This window comes from Nostoc sp. LPT, assembly GCF_017115165.1.
In the GTDB taxonomy this organism is placed as follows: domain Bacteria; phylum Cyanobacteriota; class Cyanobacteriia; order Cyanobacteriales; family Nostocaceae; genus Nostoc.
In genome coordinates this window covers 45,723-64,902 of the sequence record NZ_JABXKF010000015.1, presented here as the reverse complement: position 1 = coordinate 64,902, position 19,180 = coordinate 45,723, and the positions used below count along the sequence as shown (strand labels likewise).

20 protein-coding genes are annotated in these 19,180 nt (G+C 41.4%); 10 read left to right on the top strand and 10 right to left on the bottom strand.

The window, feature by feature from the left end; all coding sequences use genetic code 11:
- Window positions 1-526: 526 nt before the first annotated feature.
- From HWQ58_RS02960 to HWQ58_RS02930, 7 genes are all read right to left on the bottom strand, one after another.
- Entirely contained in the window at window positions 527-892 is a 366-nt protein-coding gene (locus tag HWQ58_RS02960; RefSeq protein ID WP_292857522.1) for a DOPA 4,5-dioxygenase family protein, read from the bottom strand.
- A 97-nt stretch (window positions 893-989) separates the two neighbouring features.
- Entirely contained in the window at window positions 990-1,526 is a 537-nt protein-coding gene (locus HWQ58_RS02955) for a universal stress protein (protein WP_292857542.1), read from the bottom strand.
- A 605-nt stretch (window positions 1,527-2,131) separates the two neighbouring features.
- Window positions 2,132-2,641: a hypothetical protein gene (locus HWQ58_RS02950; protein ID WP_292857519.1), complete on the bottom strand. Its 510-nt coding sequence runs from the start codon at window positions 2,639-2,641 to the stop codon at window positions 2,132-2,134.
- A gap of 29 nt (window positions 2,642-2,670) precedes the next feature.
- Window positions 2,671-3,585 carry a homoserine kinase gene (gene thrB, locus HWQ58_RS02945; protein ID WP_292857516.1) on the bottom strand — a complete coding sequence of 305 codons (915 nt, stop codon included), beginning with the start codon at window positions 3,583-3,585 and terminating at the stop codon, window positions 2,671-2,673.
- A 98-nt stretch (window positions 3,586-3,683) separates the two neighbouring features.
- A complete protein-coding gene (locus HWQ58_RS02940) occupies window positions 3,684-4,664 on the bottom strand; it encodes a thermonuclease family protein (protein ID WP_292857514.1) in 981 nt (326 codons plus the stop codon).
- Window positions 4,665-5,025: 361 nt separating this feature from the next.
- The gene (locus HWQ58_RS02935; protein ID WP_292857510.1) at window positions 5,026-5,325 is read right to left on the bottom strand and encodes a type II toxin-antitoxin system RelE/ParE family toxin; all 300 of its coding nucleotides are present in this window, start codon (window positions 5,323-5,325) and stop codon (window positions 5,026-5,028) included.
- Complete coding sequence (locus tag HWQ58_RS02930) at window positions 5,310-5,498, bottom strand: hypothetical protein (protein WP_292857507.1); 189 nt, start codon at window positions 5,496-5,498, stop codon at window positions 5,310-5,312. Before HWQ58_RS02930 ends, HWQ58_RS02935 begins: the two co-directional genes overlap by 16 nt.
- 149 nt (window positions 5,499-5,647) lie before the next feature.
- On the opposite strand from HWQ58_RS02930, the gene HWQ58_RS02925 reads away from it, so the two are divergent.
- Window positions 5,648-5,887 carry a hypothetical protein gene (locus HWQ58_RS02925; RefSeq protein WP_292857504.1) on the top strand — a complete coding sequence of 80 codons (240 nt, stop codon included), beginning with the start codon at window positions 5,648-5,650 and terminating at the stop codon, window positions 5,885-5,887.
- A 112-nt stretch (window positions 5,888-5,999) separates the two neighbouring features.
- On the opposite strand, the gene HWQ58_RS02920 is transcribed toward HWQ58_RS02925, so the two are convergent.
- Together HWQ58_RS02920 and HWQ58_RS02915 are read right to left on the bottom strand one after the other, a co-directional pair.
- Window positions 6,000-7,688, bottom strand: coding sequence for an NAD(P)H-quinone oxidoreductase subunit 4 (locus HWQ58_RS02920; protein WP_292857501.1), 1,689 nt, complete (start codon window positions 7,686-7,688; stop codon window positions 6,000-6,002).
- 175 nt (window positions 7,689-7,863) lie between these two features.
- Window positions 7,864-8,583, bottom strand: coding sequence for a response regulator transcription factor (locus HWQ58_RS02915; RefSeq protein WP_292857498.1), 720 nt, complete (start codon window positions 8,581-8,583; stop codon window positions 7,864-7,866).
- Between the two features lie 718 nt (window positions 8,584-9,301).
- On the opposite strand from HWQ58_RS02915, the gene HWQ58_RS02910 reads away from it, so the two are divergent.
- Window positions 9,302-10,396, top strand: coding sequence for a hybrid sensor histidine kinase/response regulator (locus HWQ58_RS02910; RefSeq protein ID WP_292857495.1), 1,095 nt, complete (start codon window positions 9,302-9,304; stop codon window positions 10,394-10,396).
- Window positions 10,397-10,859: 463 nt separating this feature from the next.
- On the opposite strand, the gene HWQ58_RS02905 is transcribed toward HWQ58_RS02910, so the two are convergent.
- The gene (locus tag HWQ58_RS02905; protein ID WP_292857493.1) at window positions 10,860-11,042 is read right to left on the bottom strand and encodes a CsbD family protein; all 183 of its coding nucleotides are present in this window, start codon (window positions 11,040-11,042) and stop codon (window positions 10,860-10,862) included.
- An 870-nt stretch (window positions 11,043-11,912) separates the two neighbouring features.
- On the opposite strand from HWQ58_RS02905, the gene HWQ58_RS02900 reads away from it, so the two are divergent.
- The 8 genes from HWQ58_RS02900 (at window position 11,913) to HWQ58_RS02865 (ending at window position 19,169) form a co-directional block, all read left to right on the top strand.
- Entirely contained in the window at window positions 11,913-12,146 is a 234-nt protein-coding gene (locus HWQ58_RS02900; RefSeq protein ID WP_292857490.1) for a hypothetical protein, read from the top strand.
- Complete coding sequence (locus HWQ58_RS02895) at window positions 12,146-13,018, top strand: hypothetical protein (protein ID WP_292857487.1); 873 nt, start codon at window positions 12,146-12,148, stop codon at window positions 13,016-13,018. Before HWQ58_RS02900 ends, HWQ58_RS02895 begins: the two co-directional genes overlap by 1 nt.
- Before the next feature lie 184 nt (window positions 13,019-13,202).
- Complete coding sequence (locus HWQ58_RS02890) at window positions 13,203-13,505, top strand: hypothetical protein (RefSeq protein ID WP_292857484.1); 303 nt, start codon at window positions 13,203-13,205, stop codon at window positions 13,503-13,505.
- A gap of 629 nt (window positions 13,506-14,134) precedes the next feature.
- Window positions 14,135-14,458 (top strand): RNA-binding protein, encoded by a 324-nt coding sequence (locus HWQ58_RS02885; RefSeq protein ID WP_104909692.1) that lies wholly within the window; start codon window positions 14,135-14,137, stop codon window positions 14,456-14,458.
- Window positions 14,459-14,575: 117 nt separating this feature from the next.
- On the top strand, window positions 14,576-14,764 hold the full coding sequence (gene rpsU / locus HWQ58_RS02880; protein ID WP_012407716.1) for a 30S ribosomal protein S21: 189 nt from the start codon (window positions 14,576-14,578) through the stop codon (window positions 14,762-14,764).
- Between the two features lie 250 nt (window positions 14,765-15,014).
- Window positions 15,015-16,775: a serine/threonine-protein kinase gene (locus HWQ58_RS02875; RefSeq protein ID WP_292857480.1), complete on the top strand. Its 1,761-nt coding sequence runs from the start codon at window positions 15,015-15,017 to the stop codon at window positions 16,773-16,775.
- Window positions 16,776-17,178: 403 nt separating this feature from the next.
- A complete protein-coding gene (locus HWQ58_RS02870; RefSeq protein ID WP_292857477.1) occupies window positions 17,179-17,742 on the top strand; it encodes a pentapeptide repeat-containing protein in 564 nt (187 codons plus the stop codon).
- A gap of 242 nt (window positions 17,743-17,984) precedes the next feature.
- Window positions 17,985-19,169 (top strand): M20 family metallopeptidase, encoded by a 1,185-nt coding sequence (locus HWQ58_RS02865; protein WP_292857474.1) that lies wholly within the window; start codon window positions 17,985-17,987, stop codon window positions 19,167-19,169.
- The last annotated feature ends 11 nt before the right edge of the window (window positions 19,170-19,180 follow it).

The following is a 19,180-nucleotide window of genomic DNA, read 5'->3' as shown; positions in this document are numbered from 1 at the left end:
TAAACGACCACCCGAATTCAATAAACGACCACCCGAATTCAATAAACGACCACCCAAAATCAATATATTTATTGCATAAATTCTCAAAACCTCACCCCAAACCTGATTTACTAAGGTTTTAGCTTTAGTTTTACCCCACCCTAACCATCACTGCGATTAAGTAGGTAATCTTTGGGATTTAAGAAGAAATTCAACTTGTGTGTACACGGTAGCCTTTATAAGGGGGGTAATTCGACTTGTGTGTACACCGTAGATACATACGGGGAGGGTTAGGGAGGGGTATTTTTGTACTTCATTAACTTGCAATCTAGCTGTAGCTTAAGTTTTAGTCATGGTCTGAGCCTCGACTTTATCCATTTTTCCTTTATTGCGATACTTGCAGCAAACCGCCAAAGCGCCTACGCATAGGCTGAAACCTTTATTAATTAAGAAATTGGACTTTTTCAATTTCACCAAAATTAGTCACAATAGAAAAAGTTTCACGCCTCAAACCAAAACTTTTACCCAACAACGTCATTTACTTTCCTTAATTGGATAAAGTCGGACTAAGCTGTTGGAGAAACTCAATATTCAAATCTAGTTTTTCTCCTAACCATAAGGAATGAACTGCGTGGTCTGCCACAGCATTCCCGGTCTCAGGATGGACGAGAATATCTAATCCCTCACGATTGAGCATTAACCAAGGAACGACTTTATCAAACTGATTCGGTAAGAAAGCAACTTGATACATCGCTTTTGGATGTGGCCCGATGGGCTTGTCAAACCAGCGTCCGAGTCGCACCTCAAACCTAGCGCCTAATCCTTCGCGTACACGCGCAGCTACATCCCGACTTGCAGGATCGAAGTAAACATGAGCATGAAAACCAACGATCTCGCTAGTATCTTCTTTCATAGATCCACTTTTCGCTCTTAACTTTAATTTTGCATAGCGTCACGCCGAAGTATTACCCACCCTAATTATGCAAGTTAGATGTGGAATAGCTTAGTAGTTAGTTAACGCTGAAAGCGCTTGTAGTTTCTTTGACAACTTTATCTATTTTAGGAGTAATTGAAAGATGCACAACATGCACTGAACAAGGAGCATGGTGAAGAACGTAGTTACTCACACTACCGAGAAACAGTTCCATCAACCGAGAATGACCCCGACGCCCCATAACAATTAGGTCAGCGCCACAACTATGGGCTAAATCACAAATAATACGACCAGGATTACCAACATTTTGTGTAAATTCCGTAGTGACACCTGCTGTGTTTGCTTGGGCACAGAAAGATTGCAACATCTGGATTCCTAGATTTTTAAAGGTATCCCATTGTTGTTGGTATAACTCAAAGCTTTGACTGGTCATTCCTGGATAGTAGTCCATATTAGACAGCATAGGTACATAAGGACTACCCTCTTCTTCCGAAGATAGGACATGAAGTAACATTAAGCTAGCTTGTGTTAACTTTGCTAAATCCAATGCTTCCTTAAAAACCTGTTGCCCTATTTCCGAGCGATCTAATGCAACTAGAATCTTTTTAAAGATCATAATAGACCTCCGATTTTATTGGTAATTGGTCTTTACGGTTTCGGGTTTCTAGATGCTGGATTGTCAAAAATGACTAATCCCTCAACTATGTTTAGCGACTTTTGAATTTTAAATCTCTTAAAGGTTTTCGCCCTATATTTATATTTATAGCAAAACAATTTGAGAAACTTGTGAGGAAAGCCAGCATTTATGTTTGAGCCTAAATCCCTCTCTCAAAGTTGCTATGCATTAGTCACATTTTTCTTAATATTGCTGTAAAGAAGTCAGGAACAGGATTGTAGAACAAGGCGATATGTGGATATTTGACAAAAGCAAAAGAATGTAAATGACGAAAATTTTCTAGGCGATCGCTAACCACAAACTGGAGAATTTGAGTGGATAACTATCAATGCTTTTGCTCTTGTTTTAAGTAAGTTATATTTTTGTTGAGAAAGATCGGGGTAATGGATAGCCTAAAAGGAGAGAGGTTACGTCGCTCCGCTCCAAATTCAAAATTCAAAATTCAAAATTCAATAATTTTTAATCTCCATAAATCAATTTAGGGGCTTGTACCCTTTTCGTTTTCGGTCAATGTATTGCATACAAGCGAAAAGGGTAAAGCATTAGACAATCCGGTTAACAATTGTCCACACTTCTCCATCAGAGCGGACATAGGGAACGGAGATTGTCTTAAAGCCAGTAATAAAGGGTTTGTAATAAATCTGCCAATACATTGGACTCAGTTGATTGGCACAAGCCTTAAGAAAACGGACTTCTGCGGCCAGTTCACTTGCTAGTTGATTAATGCGTTGAGCATGTACCTGAGCCACTTCTTTCGCTTCCTCTAGCTGCTGCTGTTGGATAAGTTGTTTGGATTCACCTTGCCAACGCACTAACTTACCTTGTTTTTGTTTTATCTTACCTTCTAAGGCGGCGATCGCTGCATCTATGCCTTGGAGTTCAACTGATAATTGGGCATTTTCCCTGGCTTGACGGCGGTAAGCTTCCACCATTGCCTGGGGTGAATCATTCTCGCCAGAGATAACATTATTAATAGTAAGTGCAGCGCGTTCTTCTAAAAGAGCCTGAATTTGAGAGTTAAGCGCCGCTATTTCAGCCTGAGTTTGCTCCATAAATCGAGTTTTAAGTGCTGAGTAAAATATTAAAAGCTTTTTGCGCCTTGGGTATCGAGAGAAAGCGATCGCACCTCGGCTGTAATTCCTTCTTCTTGCCAAGCAGCTACCATCGCCGCCTCCACTGCCTTTGAGTGTAACTTATCCACCAAAGCTAACAGTGTCGGCCCCGCACCACTAATCACCATACCATAAGCACCAGCACTAACAGCTGCGATGTTAAGAGCATCATAACCAGGAATTAAAGCTTTACGATAGGGCTGATGCAATCTATCTTGCAAAGCTGTCTTTAACCATTGTCCGTTACCAGTTTCCAAGCCGCGTAACAATAAGCCCAAATGGGCTGTATTGAAAATCGCATCGGCGCGACTCACCTCTGTTGGCAGAACGCCCCGCGCCTTTGAAGTGGAAAGTTCAAAATTAGGAATAGCCACAACTGGTACAATATCTTTATGCCAGGGAACATCACAAATTTCCCAACCTGCGCCACTGGTAGCAGCGAGACGACATCCTCCCAACAAGGCTGGAACTACATTATCAGGATGTCCTTCCATTGCGATCGCTAACTCCATTACCTGCGACTGACTCATAGGCGCACCTTCGAGTTGATTAGCCGCAACTAATCCACCAACAATTGCTGTCGCCGAACTACCCAAACCCCTCGCCAACGGGACACCTAATTTAATCTCTATTTTCACAGTCGGCGGTGTCTGCTCTATATGTTGATAGAACTTGAAAAACGCTTGGTAAAGGAGATTGCTTTCATCAGTTTGGACTCGTTGGGCTTCTGTACCAGTGACATGAATAATTAACCCACCTTCTTCTAGGCGAGTGAACTTGAACTCGTTGTACAGCTTTAAAGCTGCACCGATGCAATCAAAACCAGGCCCCAAATTCGCAGTTGTGGCGGGAACAGTAACAGTGACACCAGAAACAACAGACATTGGTAAAACTCACTAATCATCAACCAGCATCCCATGTAAAGGGTTGATTTGATCATGAGCTATGGTATTTGTTTATAAGTCAGAAAACATCAAGCTCGTTAATCAACCAGACTGCTACTTTTAATAACCCAATTTTCTACCCTACGAACAAGAGTATCTACCCATTCTTGGGTTAAGCGTTTTTCATAATATCTTGGTATATGTACTTTACCCACAGCTTTGTACAAAGCTTTTTTCCAAGCCGTGTATTCATAAACCGCTTCCTCATCTCCCTTAGCTGCTTTCACTGCTATTTGGAAGAACAGGATGTTAACCTCGTCTCCTTCTACACCGTTATACCCACTTTTTAAATCCCAATTTACACCATTACACATTATGGCTGCATATTGCATTTGATCCAAGTAAACCTGCTCATAATATCGCATTGGACAGTAATTACGATTAAATTCGCTACGATTTGCTAGGTTTATAATCTTTTCTTGATCATCTTCGCATTTTTTTATTTTTGATTCGACTATAGCTATTTTGGTACGATTATGTTCGAGAAAAAGACTTATTCTCTCACCCTTTTCTTCTGCTCTATAAATCCAAGGTGGAGTAGGAAATAAGTTGTTAGTCCATAGTCCTAATCTATATTTTTTTCTAGCAAAGTATTGAGCATCTAAGTAGCTGAATTCTATTTCTGTAGTTAAAAAATCATAATAAGCCCAAGCATTGCCTGTTATTACCATAAGCCAGCTTAAGGAGTAACCATTTATAAAAACATCAGCAATATGGCGTCCATGTTTTTCGTCAAAAGCAATAAATCTTATGGCTATTACAGACGCTGTATTTGAAAACTGATTTTCTAACCATTTTTTTGAGTCTAATCCATATTCTTGATTATGCTCAGGTGCATTGATGTAAGCAAGACGAATATTTAGGCTCTCTTCACCCTTACGGACTAGTAAACCATCACCATCTATAACTTTTATGACTTTACCCGTTTCTAGGTCTCTATACGAGTCAGCATGGATAACTGAGAAATGTTTTTTAACAAGCAATAGGAACTCAGTATTTTTCTGATATGATTTAACCATAAGTATGCTTAGTTACAGATAAATATAATCTGTTGTAGCATAGTCTTTGCGCTTTACTCTAATTTAAATAATTGACACTTAGCTACAGACTTAGCACGAAAAATACCCGCAACCAATATAAAAGTGGTAGCGGGTTAAGTAATATTAAAGCTGCTTAGATGCCAAAAATTATTGAAAAAACGAGCGCCATATTTTCAAAATTTATGGGTTTAATAGCTTTACTTAATAACTTCCAAAACAGTCTTCGGACGGTGGGTTACACTTTGCTAACACACACCCTACGTGTATGTATTTCAAAAATCAAATATCAGTCCTATAACACTGATTGGAATTACGAATTACGAATTACTTTGACTTACCCTCAATCTGCATCCAGTTTATCCAATAGTTTTTTTCCATGAATCACTGCTGCAATAGTTAAAGTGTCACCCTGAATTCCATAGATGACTCGATAGCTGTATACAAACTTTTCCCTAATATTATCATCGTTAAACTCTGGTACTATTCGACCTGAGAAAGGAAAGTTGCTCAAGTGACGAGTTACATCAATTATCCTCTGAACCATTGCCGCAGCATAAGCAGTCGAATCACGAGATATATACGTGGCGATGTCTTCTACATCTTCTAGTGCTTTGGAAGACCAAACTACTTGATAAGCCATTTGCTCAAACGTTCTTCAGCTTCCTCTTGTGCGATCGCTCCTTCTGTGTCGGCTGCTTCTAATCCACGACTAACTTTCTCAATTACATACAGATGGTATTGGATATCTTCGATTGAGCAATCATCTGGCAATTGCTTCAGCAGAGATTGAATTTTTTCTTTTGTGGTATTCATAGCCTGATTTTTAGTTCATTAATAACTACTGTACAGATCATGACGCTACTGAACGCTCTGGTCGTTTGTGGAGTCCCCCAGTAACATGAGCATAACTCAAATGAGTTAAAACTGAAGTATCCAACTTTTTTAGACTATATTAATCTGTTATGGCTTTTTACGTATTGATTCTAAAAGAAAAGGAGAATGAGACCGGCGTTACTTACCGCTTTGGCCCACATGAAAATCGTCTCGGCTCTTTATGGATAGATAAATTGAGTGGAGAAATTAAGGAACTTCAAGAAACCCCAGAGCAAAACTCGCAGGCATTTTTCCAACGAGCAGCAGTAAAGGTTTGGCAAAATTGGAAAAAAGGAGCTTTTCCAGAAAAAACATCTTGGGCATCCTGAGAATGATTTGGCATTGATAGCCGATCGCTATGGATAGGCTATCAATACTCTGTTATTCCTCAAAAATATACCTAGCTTTGGCTCTTTTCAACAAGTCTATTGGTCAAAAAGCTTACTTCAAAGTTCCCAAAATGGGCGTTACCTCAACCTCGGAAATTTGCGGAACCAAGAATTTATTAGCATATATTTGGGGATTGCTTTGCGAGACTATGGCATAAGACTGGCGAAGATTAGCATTGATTGCGACAGTCTTCACATCGTACATCTGCATCGCCGTCTTGGGATAGAAACCAATACCAATAATCATCAGCAGAAAACAGGCAGCGATAAATACCTCACGGGGTCTAGCATCCTCGTAGACTGCATCTTCTGGTACGAGACAGTCTGTACCAAAACAAACTGTTCCCTCATCTTCTTGATTTTCCAAGCCTGCATTATTAATGTCGCATAGCAGTGCTGCGTCTTTACCATAAAACACTTCTCGCAGCATGGAAAGTAGATAAATCGGTGTGAGGATAACTCCAACTGCGGCGAGAAAAACTGTTACGATGCAGAAAGTCGAACTGTAAACGTCACTGCTTGTCATCCCAACAAATACCGAGAGTTCGCCAGCAAAGCCGCTCATACCGGGAAGTGCCAGAGATGCCATCGCTCCAATTGTAAACAGGGCAAAGACTTTGGGCATGGCTTGACCAATACCGCCCATATCTTTCATTACCATTGTGTGGGTGCGATCGTAAGTAACACCTGCTAAGAAGAATAGCACTGATGCAATTAAACCATGCGAGATCATCTGCAACATCGCGCCGTTGATTCCCAAATCAGTGAAGGACGCAATCCCCAGCAATACAAACCCCATGTGAGAAATCGACGAATAAGCTAAACGCCGTTTCATATTGGTCTGAGCAAAGGAGTTCAATGCACCATAGATAATGTTGACAACACCAAGAATGGCTAGAATCGGCGCAAAATAAATGTGTGCATCGGGAAGTATTTCAAGATTCAGGCGAATCAGTCCATATCCGCCCATCTTCAGCAACACACCAGCTAATATCATTGATACAGGAGATGATGCTTCGCCGTGGGCATCAGGCAACCAAGTATGCATGGGGAAAACAGCAAGCTTGACACCAAATGCAATCAACAATCCTGCATAAAGTAGCAGTTGTAGACCAAGGGGATATTCCTTCTTGGCGAGGGTGGTTATATCAAATGTCATATCACCGCCGCCATATAGCCCCATTGCCAAGGCTGCCACTAAAATAAATATAGAAGCAGCTGCGGTATACAACAAAAATTTCGTAGCTGCATAACGACGCCTTTGCCCACCCCAAATGCAGACTAGTAGGTAGACGGGAATCAGTTCTACTTCCCACATGATGAAAAATAGCAGCAAGTCTTTAGCAACAAACACCCCTACCTGTGCCGAATACAGCACCAGCATCAAAAAATAGAAGAGGCGGGGTCGGCGATCGACTTGCCAAGCTGAAAATATCGAGAGTGTGGTGACAAATCCGGCTAAAAGTACAAGTGGCGCTGAAAGCCCATCTACTGAGACCGCCCAGTTAAAACCTAACTGAGGCACCCAGGCATAATTTTCCACCATTTGAAAACTAGCACTGCTGGCATCGTAATGCTTCCAAAAGGCGTAGCACATTAATGCAAAATCTGCAATACCTACACCCAGTGCATACCACCGCACGCGCTTACCATCTTTATCAGGCAACACAGGGATGAGCAGGGAAGCAACAAGTGGCAGTAAGACAATTGCGGTAAGCCAGGGAAATTGATCCGCTATCATGTATGTATATAAAAATACTTATTTAGTCAATTATGTCATTCTACTAAACTTTGTAACAATTTCTTCATAAATCTTTGTCCCAGTTAACTGCTTTTAGGGATTGGAGACTGGGGAAGAAATATTTTTATTCGTTAACTGTTCTTGTGTACGCAGTTGATGATGGTTGCTTACTTGCTCACGGTACTAATCCCGCCCGCAAAGCACGGACAGCAGCTTGTGTCCGGTCAGCAACACAGAGTTTATTGAGAATACCTCGAACATGAGTTTTGACAGTACCGACTGTTAAATAGAGCCTTTTAGCAATTTCTGCATTGTCACAGCCAGCGACAATCAACTCTAAAACATCCATCTCTCTGTGAGTTAAAGGATAGCTAACTATACTTTTCTCAACATCTGGATCAATACCTTCAATCAAAACTCTTTTTCCAGATGCGCCTCTGTTGCCATCGGGGAAATCTTGACGTATTTGTTGTAGTACAAGGTCTGCGATCGCTGGATCGATCCATGAGCTACCTGCATAAGTCGTTTGCACAGCCTCTACTAGTTTCTCTGTTTCTATATCCTTCATGCAATAAGAATCTGCACCTGCTGCAAATGCTGCTAAAACTGCTTGTTCGCTATTTTGCATCGTTAAAATTAGCAGCTTTGTTGTGTAGTCCTCATTCTCTGCCTGATATTGCCTAAATGTGCGTGTTAGCTCAATACCATCCATGTCAGGCAAACCAATGTCAATAGTAGCAACATCCGGCTTGAGAGTTTTCAGAAGCTTGATGCCCTCGGTTGCATTAGCTGCTTCACCAACAATGTTAAACTCTGCTTGGGTTTGTAAAGCAGACCGCAAGCCGATTCTTGTCAGGTTGTGATCTTCAATCACAAGGATTTTGATTTCACTCATAGTTGTTTAACTTTACTGTTATTTATCTAAAGTACAGATTAAAATAATCTCATTCTTCTATTCGGGATCTTATACAAAAAGCAATGCGTTTGGTATTGTTCCCTGAACTTCATCTACCATTAGACATAGATAACCTTATCTCGTAAGCTTTTCTAAGGCAAGAGTTTCGATATGACAAAAGTAGGTGGGCGTAAGTAAATATTTGTCGTTGGGATAAGGCAGGAGGCAGGAGGCAGGAAGCAGGAGGGAAGAGGGTTTTAGCCTCGTTCATTTTTGTTAACATAGTTTGGTTTTATTCTGCCGACCTACTTAAGTTAATCAAAAAAAATTTCTATACATTAACCTAACGCTCGATGTTTTATGCTAAACAATTTTTCATGAAAAATCTGGTAGCAAGCAAAAGTAGGTGACTATTAAGTAGTTACCCTTGCTTTGAGTGGGATTATGCACACAAAAGGGACTAAAATAACTCACTCTAGCACCCAGGTACTGGTATTAATTGGATAATTCAGGCGGCTAAGATACTTATAAAAAATATGTTATTTTAACTAATTAGCACATTAAATATATAAAAAGCCACTTTAATTACGTAGAAAATAGGTATTTAACTCAGGAAACTCCAAAAGAAAATGTTAATCCTTAATAATCTCAGCGCTGGTGAAGTAAGCTATTACTAGATTTGCGAGGGATAGCCAAGCACTTCTTTTTTTATTTAGCCATGTTTTTACCTAAAACTGTCAAAAAAGATAAAATTCTCGTTGTCGATGATATTTTTGACAATCTACTGGTCTTAGAAGCAGTCCTAGAAGATGAGGACTATGAAATTAGCTTGGTAGAAGATAGTAAGATTGCTCTGGCTATGGTTGAAGAGTCACCGCCAGACATAATTCTCTTAGATGTGATGATGCCCGAGCTAGATGGCTATGAATTTACGCGGCGCATCCGACAGAATCAGGCGTTGCCATTTATCCCGATTCTGCTGCTCACAGCTCACTATGAGTCTAGCGTTGTTGAAGGACTTGACGCTGGTGCAGATGACTTCATTCGTAAACCATTCGATCCTGATGAACTACATGCAAGGGTGCGATCGCTCCTGCGCCTCAAGCATAGTATCGACGAACGAGATCAGATGGCGAACCTCCGGGCAGATTTCGTCTCGCGTTTTACTCACGATTTACGTATACCATTGGTAGCCTCCAACCGCGTATTAAAATTATTGCTGGAAGGCAGATTTTGCGATGTTTCGCCACAATTGCAAGAGATAATTGATACCATGATTGGCAGCAATCAAGACCTGCTGGAAATGGTAAATACCTTGTTAGAAGTTTATCGTCATGAAGCGGGCTGTAAAACCTTAAAAATTTCTCCCTGCAATATTCAGGAATTAGTTAGTGAAGTTTCCCAAGAATTAACTCCTTTAGCTGAAGAAAAAGGATTAGCTGTAAACATCGATCGAGGTGAAACTGCAAGCACTATTATGGGCGATCGCTTAGAACTGCGGCGAGTTTTGACAAATCTCATCGGCAATGCTATTAAATTTACAGACAAAGGCTCTGTAAATATTCACTGTTATCTGACTCCGGTAGCTGTGAATATTGATATCCAAGATACAGGGCCAGGAATTTCTAAACCAGATCAGGCAATATTATTCGAGCGATTTCGTCAAGGGAAACACCAACGTTCTGGTAGTGGTTTGGGACTATATCTCTCTCGCTATATTATCGAAGCACATCAAGGCACAATCGATGTGACATCTGAACCAGGCAAGGGTAGTACATTTACTATCCGTCTACCTTTAGCTGACGAAAACTAAAAGTAGGCAGACAAAAAATTATTACCGATCAATTTCTGGAACAATATCAGGGCGCTCTTTATCTTCCCAACCTACAGGACGTTTGGAATTGTACCAGGCAATTGATCCTATAGTTACAGCAGCGATAAAGCCTAATCCTAATAACGCTGTTAGTACAATAGAATAAGTAGAGTTACCAAGTGATGTTGAGATGTCTGTTAAAAGATAGGTAAATAGAATATTAATTATGAATTAGCACCTTTGAAAAAATCAGTAATAGATTGAGAAAATGTTTTGCGCTCGTTATTGTCCAAATGGCTGAAAATCTTAGGTAAAAAACAGAGTTAATAAAGGAAGAAGGTTCAGTAAATAATTATTTAACTTAAACCTTCTTCCTAAATAAAATTTCACCTATGTATATTTTTGCCAAAATCTAACTACTTGAGAAACTTGTTACAGCGAGGAAAACCTCTATCACGCTGTACTATTCTAAAGTCTTTTTAACTTCATCTTTGATATTCTCAGCGGTGTGACGGACTTGAGCTTCAGCTTGTTTAGCTTTACCTTCAGCTTTATCTTTAGGATCGCCAGTTATTTCGCCAATTGCCTCTTGTACTTTTCCTTCGACGTTTTTAGCAAAAGCTTTTGCTTTATCTTCGATACTCATATTTTTTGTTCCTAAAGTATGTTAAGTGTTGATTATTTCTTGCTTGATCGAGAAGCGCTGCAATGTTTATAGATTACTTCTAGAATACTTTTAATTCTTCTATCTGATGATGTTTTTATGACAAACATTTGTGTCCATTGTACATAGTTATTTAACCTTGAAATTCATCTTTGGAAATTCAAGTAATATCCAAAAGAGGGAAAGGATCATTTTATTGTTCTATCTTCAGGCAAAATCATTTATCACTTCAGGTAGACAGCCATGAAAATAAACCGCAAGGCTTATTACCACTGGGTATGGTAAATAAAGCGCTCTTTATCTAAGTCGAGTACACTACCCACCCGCCCCAATACTTCTCGGTTAATGAGAAAGAGGAAAGAAAAAACCTTTAACCCAAACCCAGTAACCTTTTCCCAAAACCCGATTCCAAATTAAAAAATGCCTAACTGAGAAGTATTGCCACCCGCCCTATCGGGCACTCTCCTCGATAGCTTGGTTATACATTAGTCACATCTTTCTTAACAAGTCACTTATTAACTTGTAATCCGCTGTATATTACTTCTGCAACTCTGACTACTTAAGCAATTATTAGAAATAATTGGCACTAAAAATAGTTGAAATCTCAGTAAATACTTTAGGAGCATTAGCTTGTAGAATAAGGATTTTGTCACAAAATTTAGCAGAAATCAACATAATTTTTCAGGTTTTAACTGAAGAATAGTTTAGCTAGTGCAAGAAGGCATAGAGAAGTCTAAACAGCGGCTTTGAAGTACCTCATAGAACTTGTGATTAATTTCTGCTCAAAGACAGCAGGAACAATTATCCACGTTTATTTATAGCTTCTGACTTGTAGTATTTATGAAGATATTTATGCAATCAAATTCTAGTACTCAACCAATTGCCAACTCCCAATATATAGACTCTAGGATGCAAACTGATTCATCTGTTAACATTTTCATCGGATATTCTATCTTGATTCCAATGATTGTGTTTGTCGGGTTTAATTTCTATAAGAAATACCAGGCTGCTGTTTTTTGCCGACAAGTTGCTTATTTAGAGAAACTGTGGCATTTGAATATTAAAAAAGAGCTTGAAGAAAAATAATGAAGTACTTATTTCTAATTTGGGTGCTTATATTCTCTTTAGTCGCTCCTAGTGCGGCAATATCTGACAACAAGCTGCTTCTTGACGAGAGCCTACACCAACAAGTCTACGCTGAAGTAAAACAGCCATACAACTTAATATCTGGACTTGGCACAATCCACCATCCAGTTTCTACTTCTAATGCCCAAGCCCAAGAGTTTTTCGATCAGGGATTAAATTTAATTTACGCTTTCAATCATGATGAGGCAGTGCGTTCTTTTGAATATGCTGCCAAACTCGATCCGCATTTAGCGATCGCATATTGGGGTGTTGCTTTAGCCTTGGGGCCCAACATTAATTCAGAAATAGACCCCAATCGGGAATTAGCTGCCTACCAAGCAGTACAGCAAGCTTTGGCACTTTCTACCCAAGCTTCCACCCAAGAACGAGACTACATTACCGCCTTAGCAAAACGTTACTCTCAAGATGCCGATGCTGATTTGTATCAACTAGCGCTTTACTACGCCAAAGCAATGGGAAACCTAGTCAAGCGCTATCCTGATGATTTGGATGCAGCGACACTTTACGCTGAAAGCCTGATGGATCTGCATCCTTGGCAGCACTGGACTAAAGATGGTAAGCCACAGCCAGATACAGAAGAAATTGTCGCTGTTTTAGAATCAGTTCTCAAACGTAACCCGAATCATGCAGGAGCTAATCATTACTATATCCATGCAGTGGAAGCCTCACCTTCTCCAGAACGGGCCCTTGTCAGTGCTAAACGACTGGGAACTCTAGCGCCAGCGGCGGGACACTTGGTACACATGCCAAGTCATATTTATTTTCGTGTGGGAGATTATCAAGGGGCAATGCAGGAATGGCACTCTTGTTAAGCACAAACCCCTAATATAGCTGGCTTCTGGGGTGTAAGGGGGTAAGGGGGTAGGGGTTGCACGGTCAAGAACTAAAAATCAAATAATACTTATAAATCAACTCTCTCCCCTACACCCCACACCCCTACCACGATGCAACCCAGTCACAGCAAGAGTTTCACGTTTTCTTAGTGCCATTCGGGCAATGCAGGCAAACGAGCAGGCGATCGCTCAAGATGATATTTACATCAAAAAATATCAAGTCCAGGGCACTTACTCCATGATGTATTACAACCACAACGTACATTTCCTCATGGTGGCTAGTAGCATGGCAGGAAGATATGAAGATGCTCTTAAATCCGCAGATAAATTAGTTGCAAGTGCTACTGCAATTGATCCGTATGCACCAATGCTTGAGGGCTTTCTGGGCAGCAAAATGCTGATTCAGACACGCTTTAGTGATTGGGATGCCATTTTAAAAACTCCTGCTCCCGAAGCTAAATTCTGACTCAATGTCTGACTGGAGGCAGAGTCTCTAAATCAGGCATTCCCATGCTCTGCATGGGAACGAGATCAACGAGAAAACAATGGAAAATTAAGCTTTTTTCGACTTGTGTGTACACCGTAATTTCCAAAAACAGAGGCTAGCACCAAAGAAAAAGACTCGCGTAGCTTGCCGCCGTAAGCATCGCAGTTACTTTCATAGCAGGTTTTCCAAAAGAGTACAAGTCACAATAGTTTTATATTTGTTGCCTGACTTTGCCTTTCGTATTAAAATTTTGAAGTAATGCTTCATGGTTAATGCAGTCAAACGTTCAATTCGGATATTAAAGATGCGCCCCTGCATGTCTGATTTTCTATATCACCCTACAGAATTTATCTTCTTCCATTTCCAACCCCTTTTTGCGGTGGATTGTACTTAGGGTATGTGGGGGCGGGCGATCGCTTAGGTGCGATCGCCTCACTGTTTAACTATCTACTGGATGCAAAGAGTTGGCTCGTATGTCATCCTAGATTTATGAGAGTTAATTCAGTGATGTCTTTGGTTTTAGTATTGAAAGGCTTTTTCCTTTTAGTATTTACAGACTTCTGAGATAAATTAAAATCTCTACACAGTGATGATTTTGGAGAGAATCGATGTCAATTTATGTAGGTAACCTCTCTTATGACGTTACACAAGAAGATTTAAGTGGTATTTTTGCAGAATATGGTACTGTAAAGCGCGTTCAAGTACCTACTGATCGGGAAACAGGTCGTCCGCGGGGCTTTGCCTTTGTGGAAATGGGAACTGAAGCTGAAGAAACTGCTGCCATTGAAGCTCTCGACGGTGCTGAGTGGATGGGTCGTGACCTGAAAGTGAATAAGGCTAAACCCAAGGAAGACAGAGGTGATAGAGGTTCCTTTGGTGGTAACAGAGGAGGATATGGCGGCGGCGGCGGTGGACGCGGCGGACGCTACTAATCTTGGAAACAAAAAACTTACCAAGAGTCTTAAGGTCAGACAAACAAGAGTCTGTCTTTTTTTTGTAGTGTTACCGCCTGCATAGCCATTGATGAAGTCAACTTAGTAGGAGAAATAATGACCCAAGTAATTGTAGGTGACAATGAACACATTGAGTCAGCCTTACGACGATTTAAACGAGAAGTTTCCAAGGCGGGAATTTTTCCAGACATGAGAAAGCATCGTCATTTTGAAACACCCTTAGAAAAACGCAAGCGCAAAGAAGTTGCCAAGCACAGACAAAGTAAGAGAAGTTTTCGCAATTAAGGGCTGACATACAGCAGAATTCAGGAGTCAGAATTCAGAATGGGCTGCGCCCCGCTGCGCTAACAGAAGTCAAACAGGCTTTATAACCTTGCTTTGAGACTTAGCTTGTGTACTTCACCTTCCTTGAATTCTGTTGTAAATATAAACGAATGCCCTCATAAATTTTATGAGGGTTTTCCTTTTGTCTATTTTAAAATCAGGAAACCTAAAGAAACGTTAAAATCAAGTCAGCCTTTGTATTGTAGCGGTTGTGTCCCACATCACTCAGAGTGCGGTTCACTGCATAAATCCTGATTGTCAACGTCCTTATCCTCAGCCTTGGGGAAACAAATTTTGCAACAGCTGTGGCGCACCGCTAGAGTTGTTAGACCGCTATGTTCCACTTCAGCCCTTGGGATCGGGAGGATTTGCTCAAATCTACACAGTTTGGGATGAAAAAACTCAAACAGAGAAAGTATTGAAAGTATTGGTAGAAGATTCGCCCAAGGCACTGGAATTATTTACCCAAGAGGCGGCAGTTTTATCTAGCTTGCAGCATCAGGGTGTTCCCACAGTCGATAACGATGGTTATTTTCAGGTACAACTGTTTAATCCCAAACCGCACCAATTGCCTTGTCTGGTAATGGAAAAAATCAATGGGCGGACTTTAGAGGAAATATTAAAAAAGTTTCCCCAAGGCTGTCCAGAGGATTTGGTTTTAAACTGGTTTGCCCAAGCTGTGCAGATTTTACAAGAATTACACAAACGTCAGATTCTTCATCGGGATATCAAACCTTCTAATTTAATGCTGGGTACATCTTCGCCATCTGTAACCCCGTCTCAAGGGCAAACAGAAGGCGATCGCGTGATACTAATTGATTTTGGTGGCGCGAAACAATTTAGTACCTCTAAGCTGCGTTCTGTGTCTAGTTCCACGCGATTATTTTCTTCTGGCTACAGTCCACCAGAACAAGTGACTGGAGGTATTGTTGGCCCAAGTGCCGATTTTTATGCCCTTGGTCGAACGGTGATTGAATTACTAACAGGCAAATACCCGCTAGAGTTGGAAGATCAGCAAACGGGTAAATTGCGCTGGCGAACTGCGGTGAATGTCAACCCGCAACTAGCAGATTTGCTGGATGAGATGGTGCAGGAGGATGTGCGATCGCGTCCAGCAAATGCAGCTATAATTCAAAAACGTTTGGCGAAGATTTCTCAACCATTACCGCCACCAGGGTTATTTGCCCAACTGCGAGACAAGATTAAGCAAGCCTCAACGCAAGCTTCCCAGAGATTTACACTGATAACACAAGCTATTGAACAAGTTTTAGCTAACTTTAGCCAAGCTGTCACCAAAACCGTTATTTTTATCGCTCAGACAATCATCAAAATTTTCCGAGCTTGTTTGGCGACGATTTGGGCAATGATCCTGAGTAGTATCGGCGCTTGTTTTGGTGCGATCGCTGGTTTTATTTTGGCCTATCGCACCAGCTTGGGGCGTCAGGTTGTGGAATTGATTGGGAGTCAGCTAAACCAATTAGTACCAAATACTCAACCCGTCTTTGGGGCAGATATTTTGGTGTTCGTCGCTGCAGGCTGGGGAACCGCATGGGGACTGACAGTATCTGGGTGTTTTGGTCAACGGCGGCGGTTTTTAGTGGCTTCCCTGATGGGCATGATTAGCTATGGCTTCGGCTGGTTGATTTTGCAATTAATCACCCCAAAAGATAGCGGCGAGGGCTTAGTGGCAGTGATTTTAGTGGCAGTTTGCCTGCTTACGTTGAGTTTAGGACTTCGCAGCCATCATGTAGTGTATGCGGTGTTCGCGGCCTTTGGCAGTGCGATCGCCTATGCAGTTTTAATTCTTTTGAAGTTAGCACCTCCTATTTTCCAATTTACTAGTCAACCAGCCTGGTCAGAGTTATACTTGCCTCTGACTTTTTTTGGCTTTGTAGGCTTCTTTACCAGCTTCTGGTTAGGAGTGAGTTATTACCTAATTGTCCCTGGACTGCGCCTTTTAGGATGGCGATGAAGAAAGCAGGGGAGCAGAAGACAAGGTGACAAAAGTTAGAACTTGCAACAAGTCTTTCCCTTCTCCTTGTCTACCTTGTCTCTCCTCAATGCCCTGTTTGGCCCATTTCCCATTCCCCATGCCCTTTGCCCAATGCCTAAAAACAAGATCCCCCTAGTCGTATTTTTAATCGAGCTAGGGGGATCACATATTTGGTAGTCTATAATTGGTTCGGTATAGTTCCTTACGATTTGATTCTATAGCCTATATTTCCGTTTGAGTAGTCTTACTATTATAATTTATAGTATTTTTACAGCTTCTTAATCAATGCTTCATCCCTGCACTTCCTTAGAGAAGCAGTATATGTAAGGATGACAATACGTGATATTCGTAACTTGTCATTTTTGTAAATATCAGTAAAAATATGAAACTTAAGATTGTTGCCACCGTCTCCCTGTTAGCCTGTTTAGCGTTTGCACAGCAGGCTCTTGCATTAAATCAGCTAGACTTGGATCAGTTGAAAGCAACAAGTGCCTGTCCTCGGTGTAATTTGAGTGGCGCTGACCTAACTAAACTGAATTTAACTGGAGCAAATTTGCGAGGGGCTGACTTGAGCGGCGCTACATTATCTCAAGCTAATCTCACGAATGCCGATCTCACCGGTGCAAATTTAGAAGGTGCGGTTTTGAATTCGGTTAATCTCAGTGGTGCTTCCTTAACAGGAGCAAATTTGAAATCAGCATCCCTGGAAAATGCCGATCTGTCTTATGCCGGTTTCATCAGTGCCAATTTAGAAGCAGCGAACTTAAAAGATGCCAAATTGCAATTTACTAATTTTCGGGGGGCTAACTACCGACTAACAACTTTAAATAATGGTGTTGTCACCTCCGACAAACCTTATGGTTGGTCGTTAGAGCGTCAAAATCCCAGAGAATGTAACGAGTACAAACCCGAAAATACTTTAGCCACAACCTGCTACTCAAAATAAACTGGGGAGTAGGAAATGGGGCATGGGCCAAACAGGGCATTGAGAAGAGACAAGGTAGAGGGGGGAGATAAGGGAGAGACTTGTTCAATAATTCCCCCTTGTCCCCCTTGTCCCCCTTGTCTCCTCGTCTCCCCTGCTCCCTTGCCCTCTGCTTGTTCTCAACTATCCTTGTATGGCAAAGAGCATTTTGTTTGTTAACATTTCTTTATCATGGGAAAAAAGCCTATAGATTAATTAAATCGATGCTTACCCGTATTAAAGACTTAGCCGCAAAACTAGCGCCCCGCTTAATTGAAATTCGCCGCCACATCCACTCTCACCCAGAACTTAGCGGTCAGGAGTACCAAACAGCAGCCTTCGTAGCTGGTGTTTTGTCTTCTAGTGGGCTGCACGTACAAGAGGGAGTTGGTAAAACGGGCGTAATTGGAGAACTGCAAGGCACTAGCCAAAATGACCGTTTATTGGCAATTCGCACTGATATGGATGCCTTGCCAATTCAAGAGGGCACAAATTTAGAATATGCCTCTCGTACAGATGGTATTATGCACGCTTGCGGTCACGATGTCCACACCACAGTGGGGTTAGGAACGGCAATGGTGCTATCGCAAGTGGCACAGGAGTTGGGTGGCAAAGTGCGGTTTTTATTTCAGCCAGCCGAGGAAATTGCTCAAGGGGCAAGCTGGATGGTGAAAGATGGAGCGATGGAAAACGTCTCAGCTTTATTAGGGGTTCATGTTTTTCCTTCTATACCCGCAGGCTCTATTGGCGTGCGTTACGGGGCTTTGACAGCCGCTGCTGATGATTTAGAGATTCTGATTATGGGAGAATCTGGGCACGGGGCACGTCCCCATGAGGCGATTGATGCAATTTGGATTGCTTGTCAAGTGATTACTGCACTGCAACAAGCCATCAGCCGGACGCAGAATCCTTTGCGTCCTCTAGTCTTGAGCATAGGGAAATTTAATGGTGGCAGAGCGCCGAATGTAATTGCCGATAAAGTGCAGTTATTGGGAACTGTGCGATCGCTCCATCCCGAAACTCGTGCCCATCTCCCAAACTGGATTGAAAACATTGTATCTAATGTTTGCCATACCTATGGGGCAAAGTATCAAGTCAATTATCGCCAAGGTGTACCCAGCGTCCAAAATGATTATACCTTGACGCAATTGTTACAATCAGCCGCAGAAGAAGCTTGGAGTAGCGATCGCGTTCAAGTTTTACCGGAATCCTCCCTTGGATCTGAAGATTTTTCTATTTATTTGGAACACGTCCCTGGTTCCATGTTTCGCTTAGGTGTAGGCTACAAAGAAAGAATCATTAACCACCCCTTACACCATCCCCAATTTGAAGTCGATGAATCTGCCATTATCACTGGCGTTGTAACTATGGCTTATGCCGCTTATAAATATTGTCAGCAAAATCTTTAAACAAAAACTCC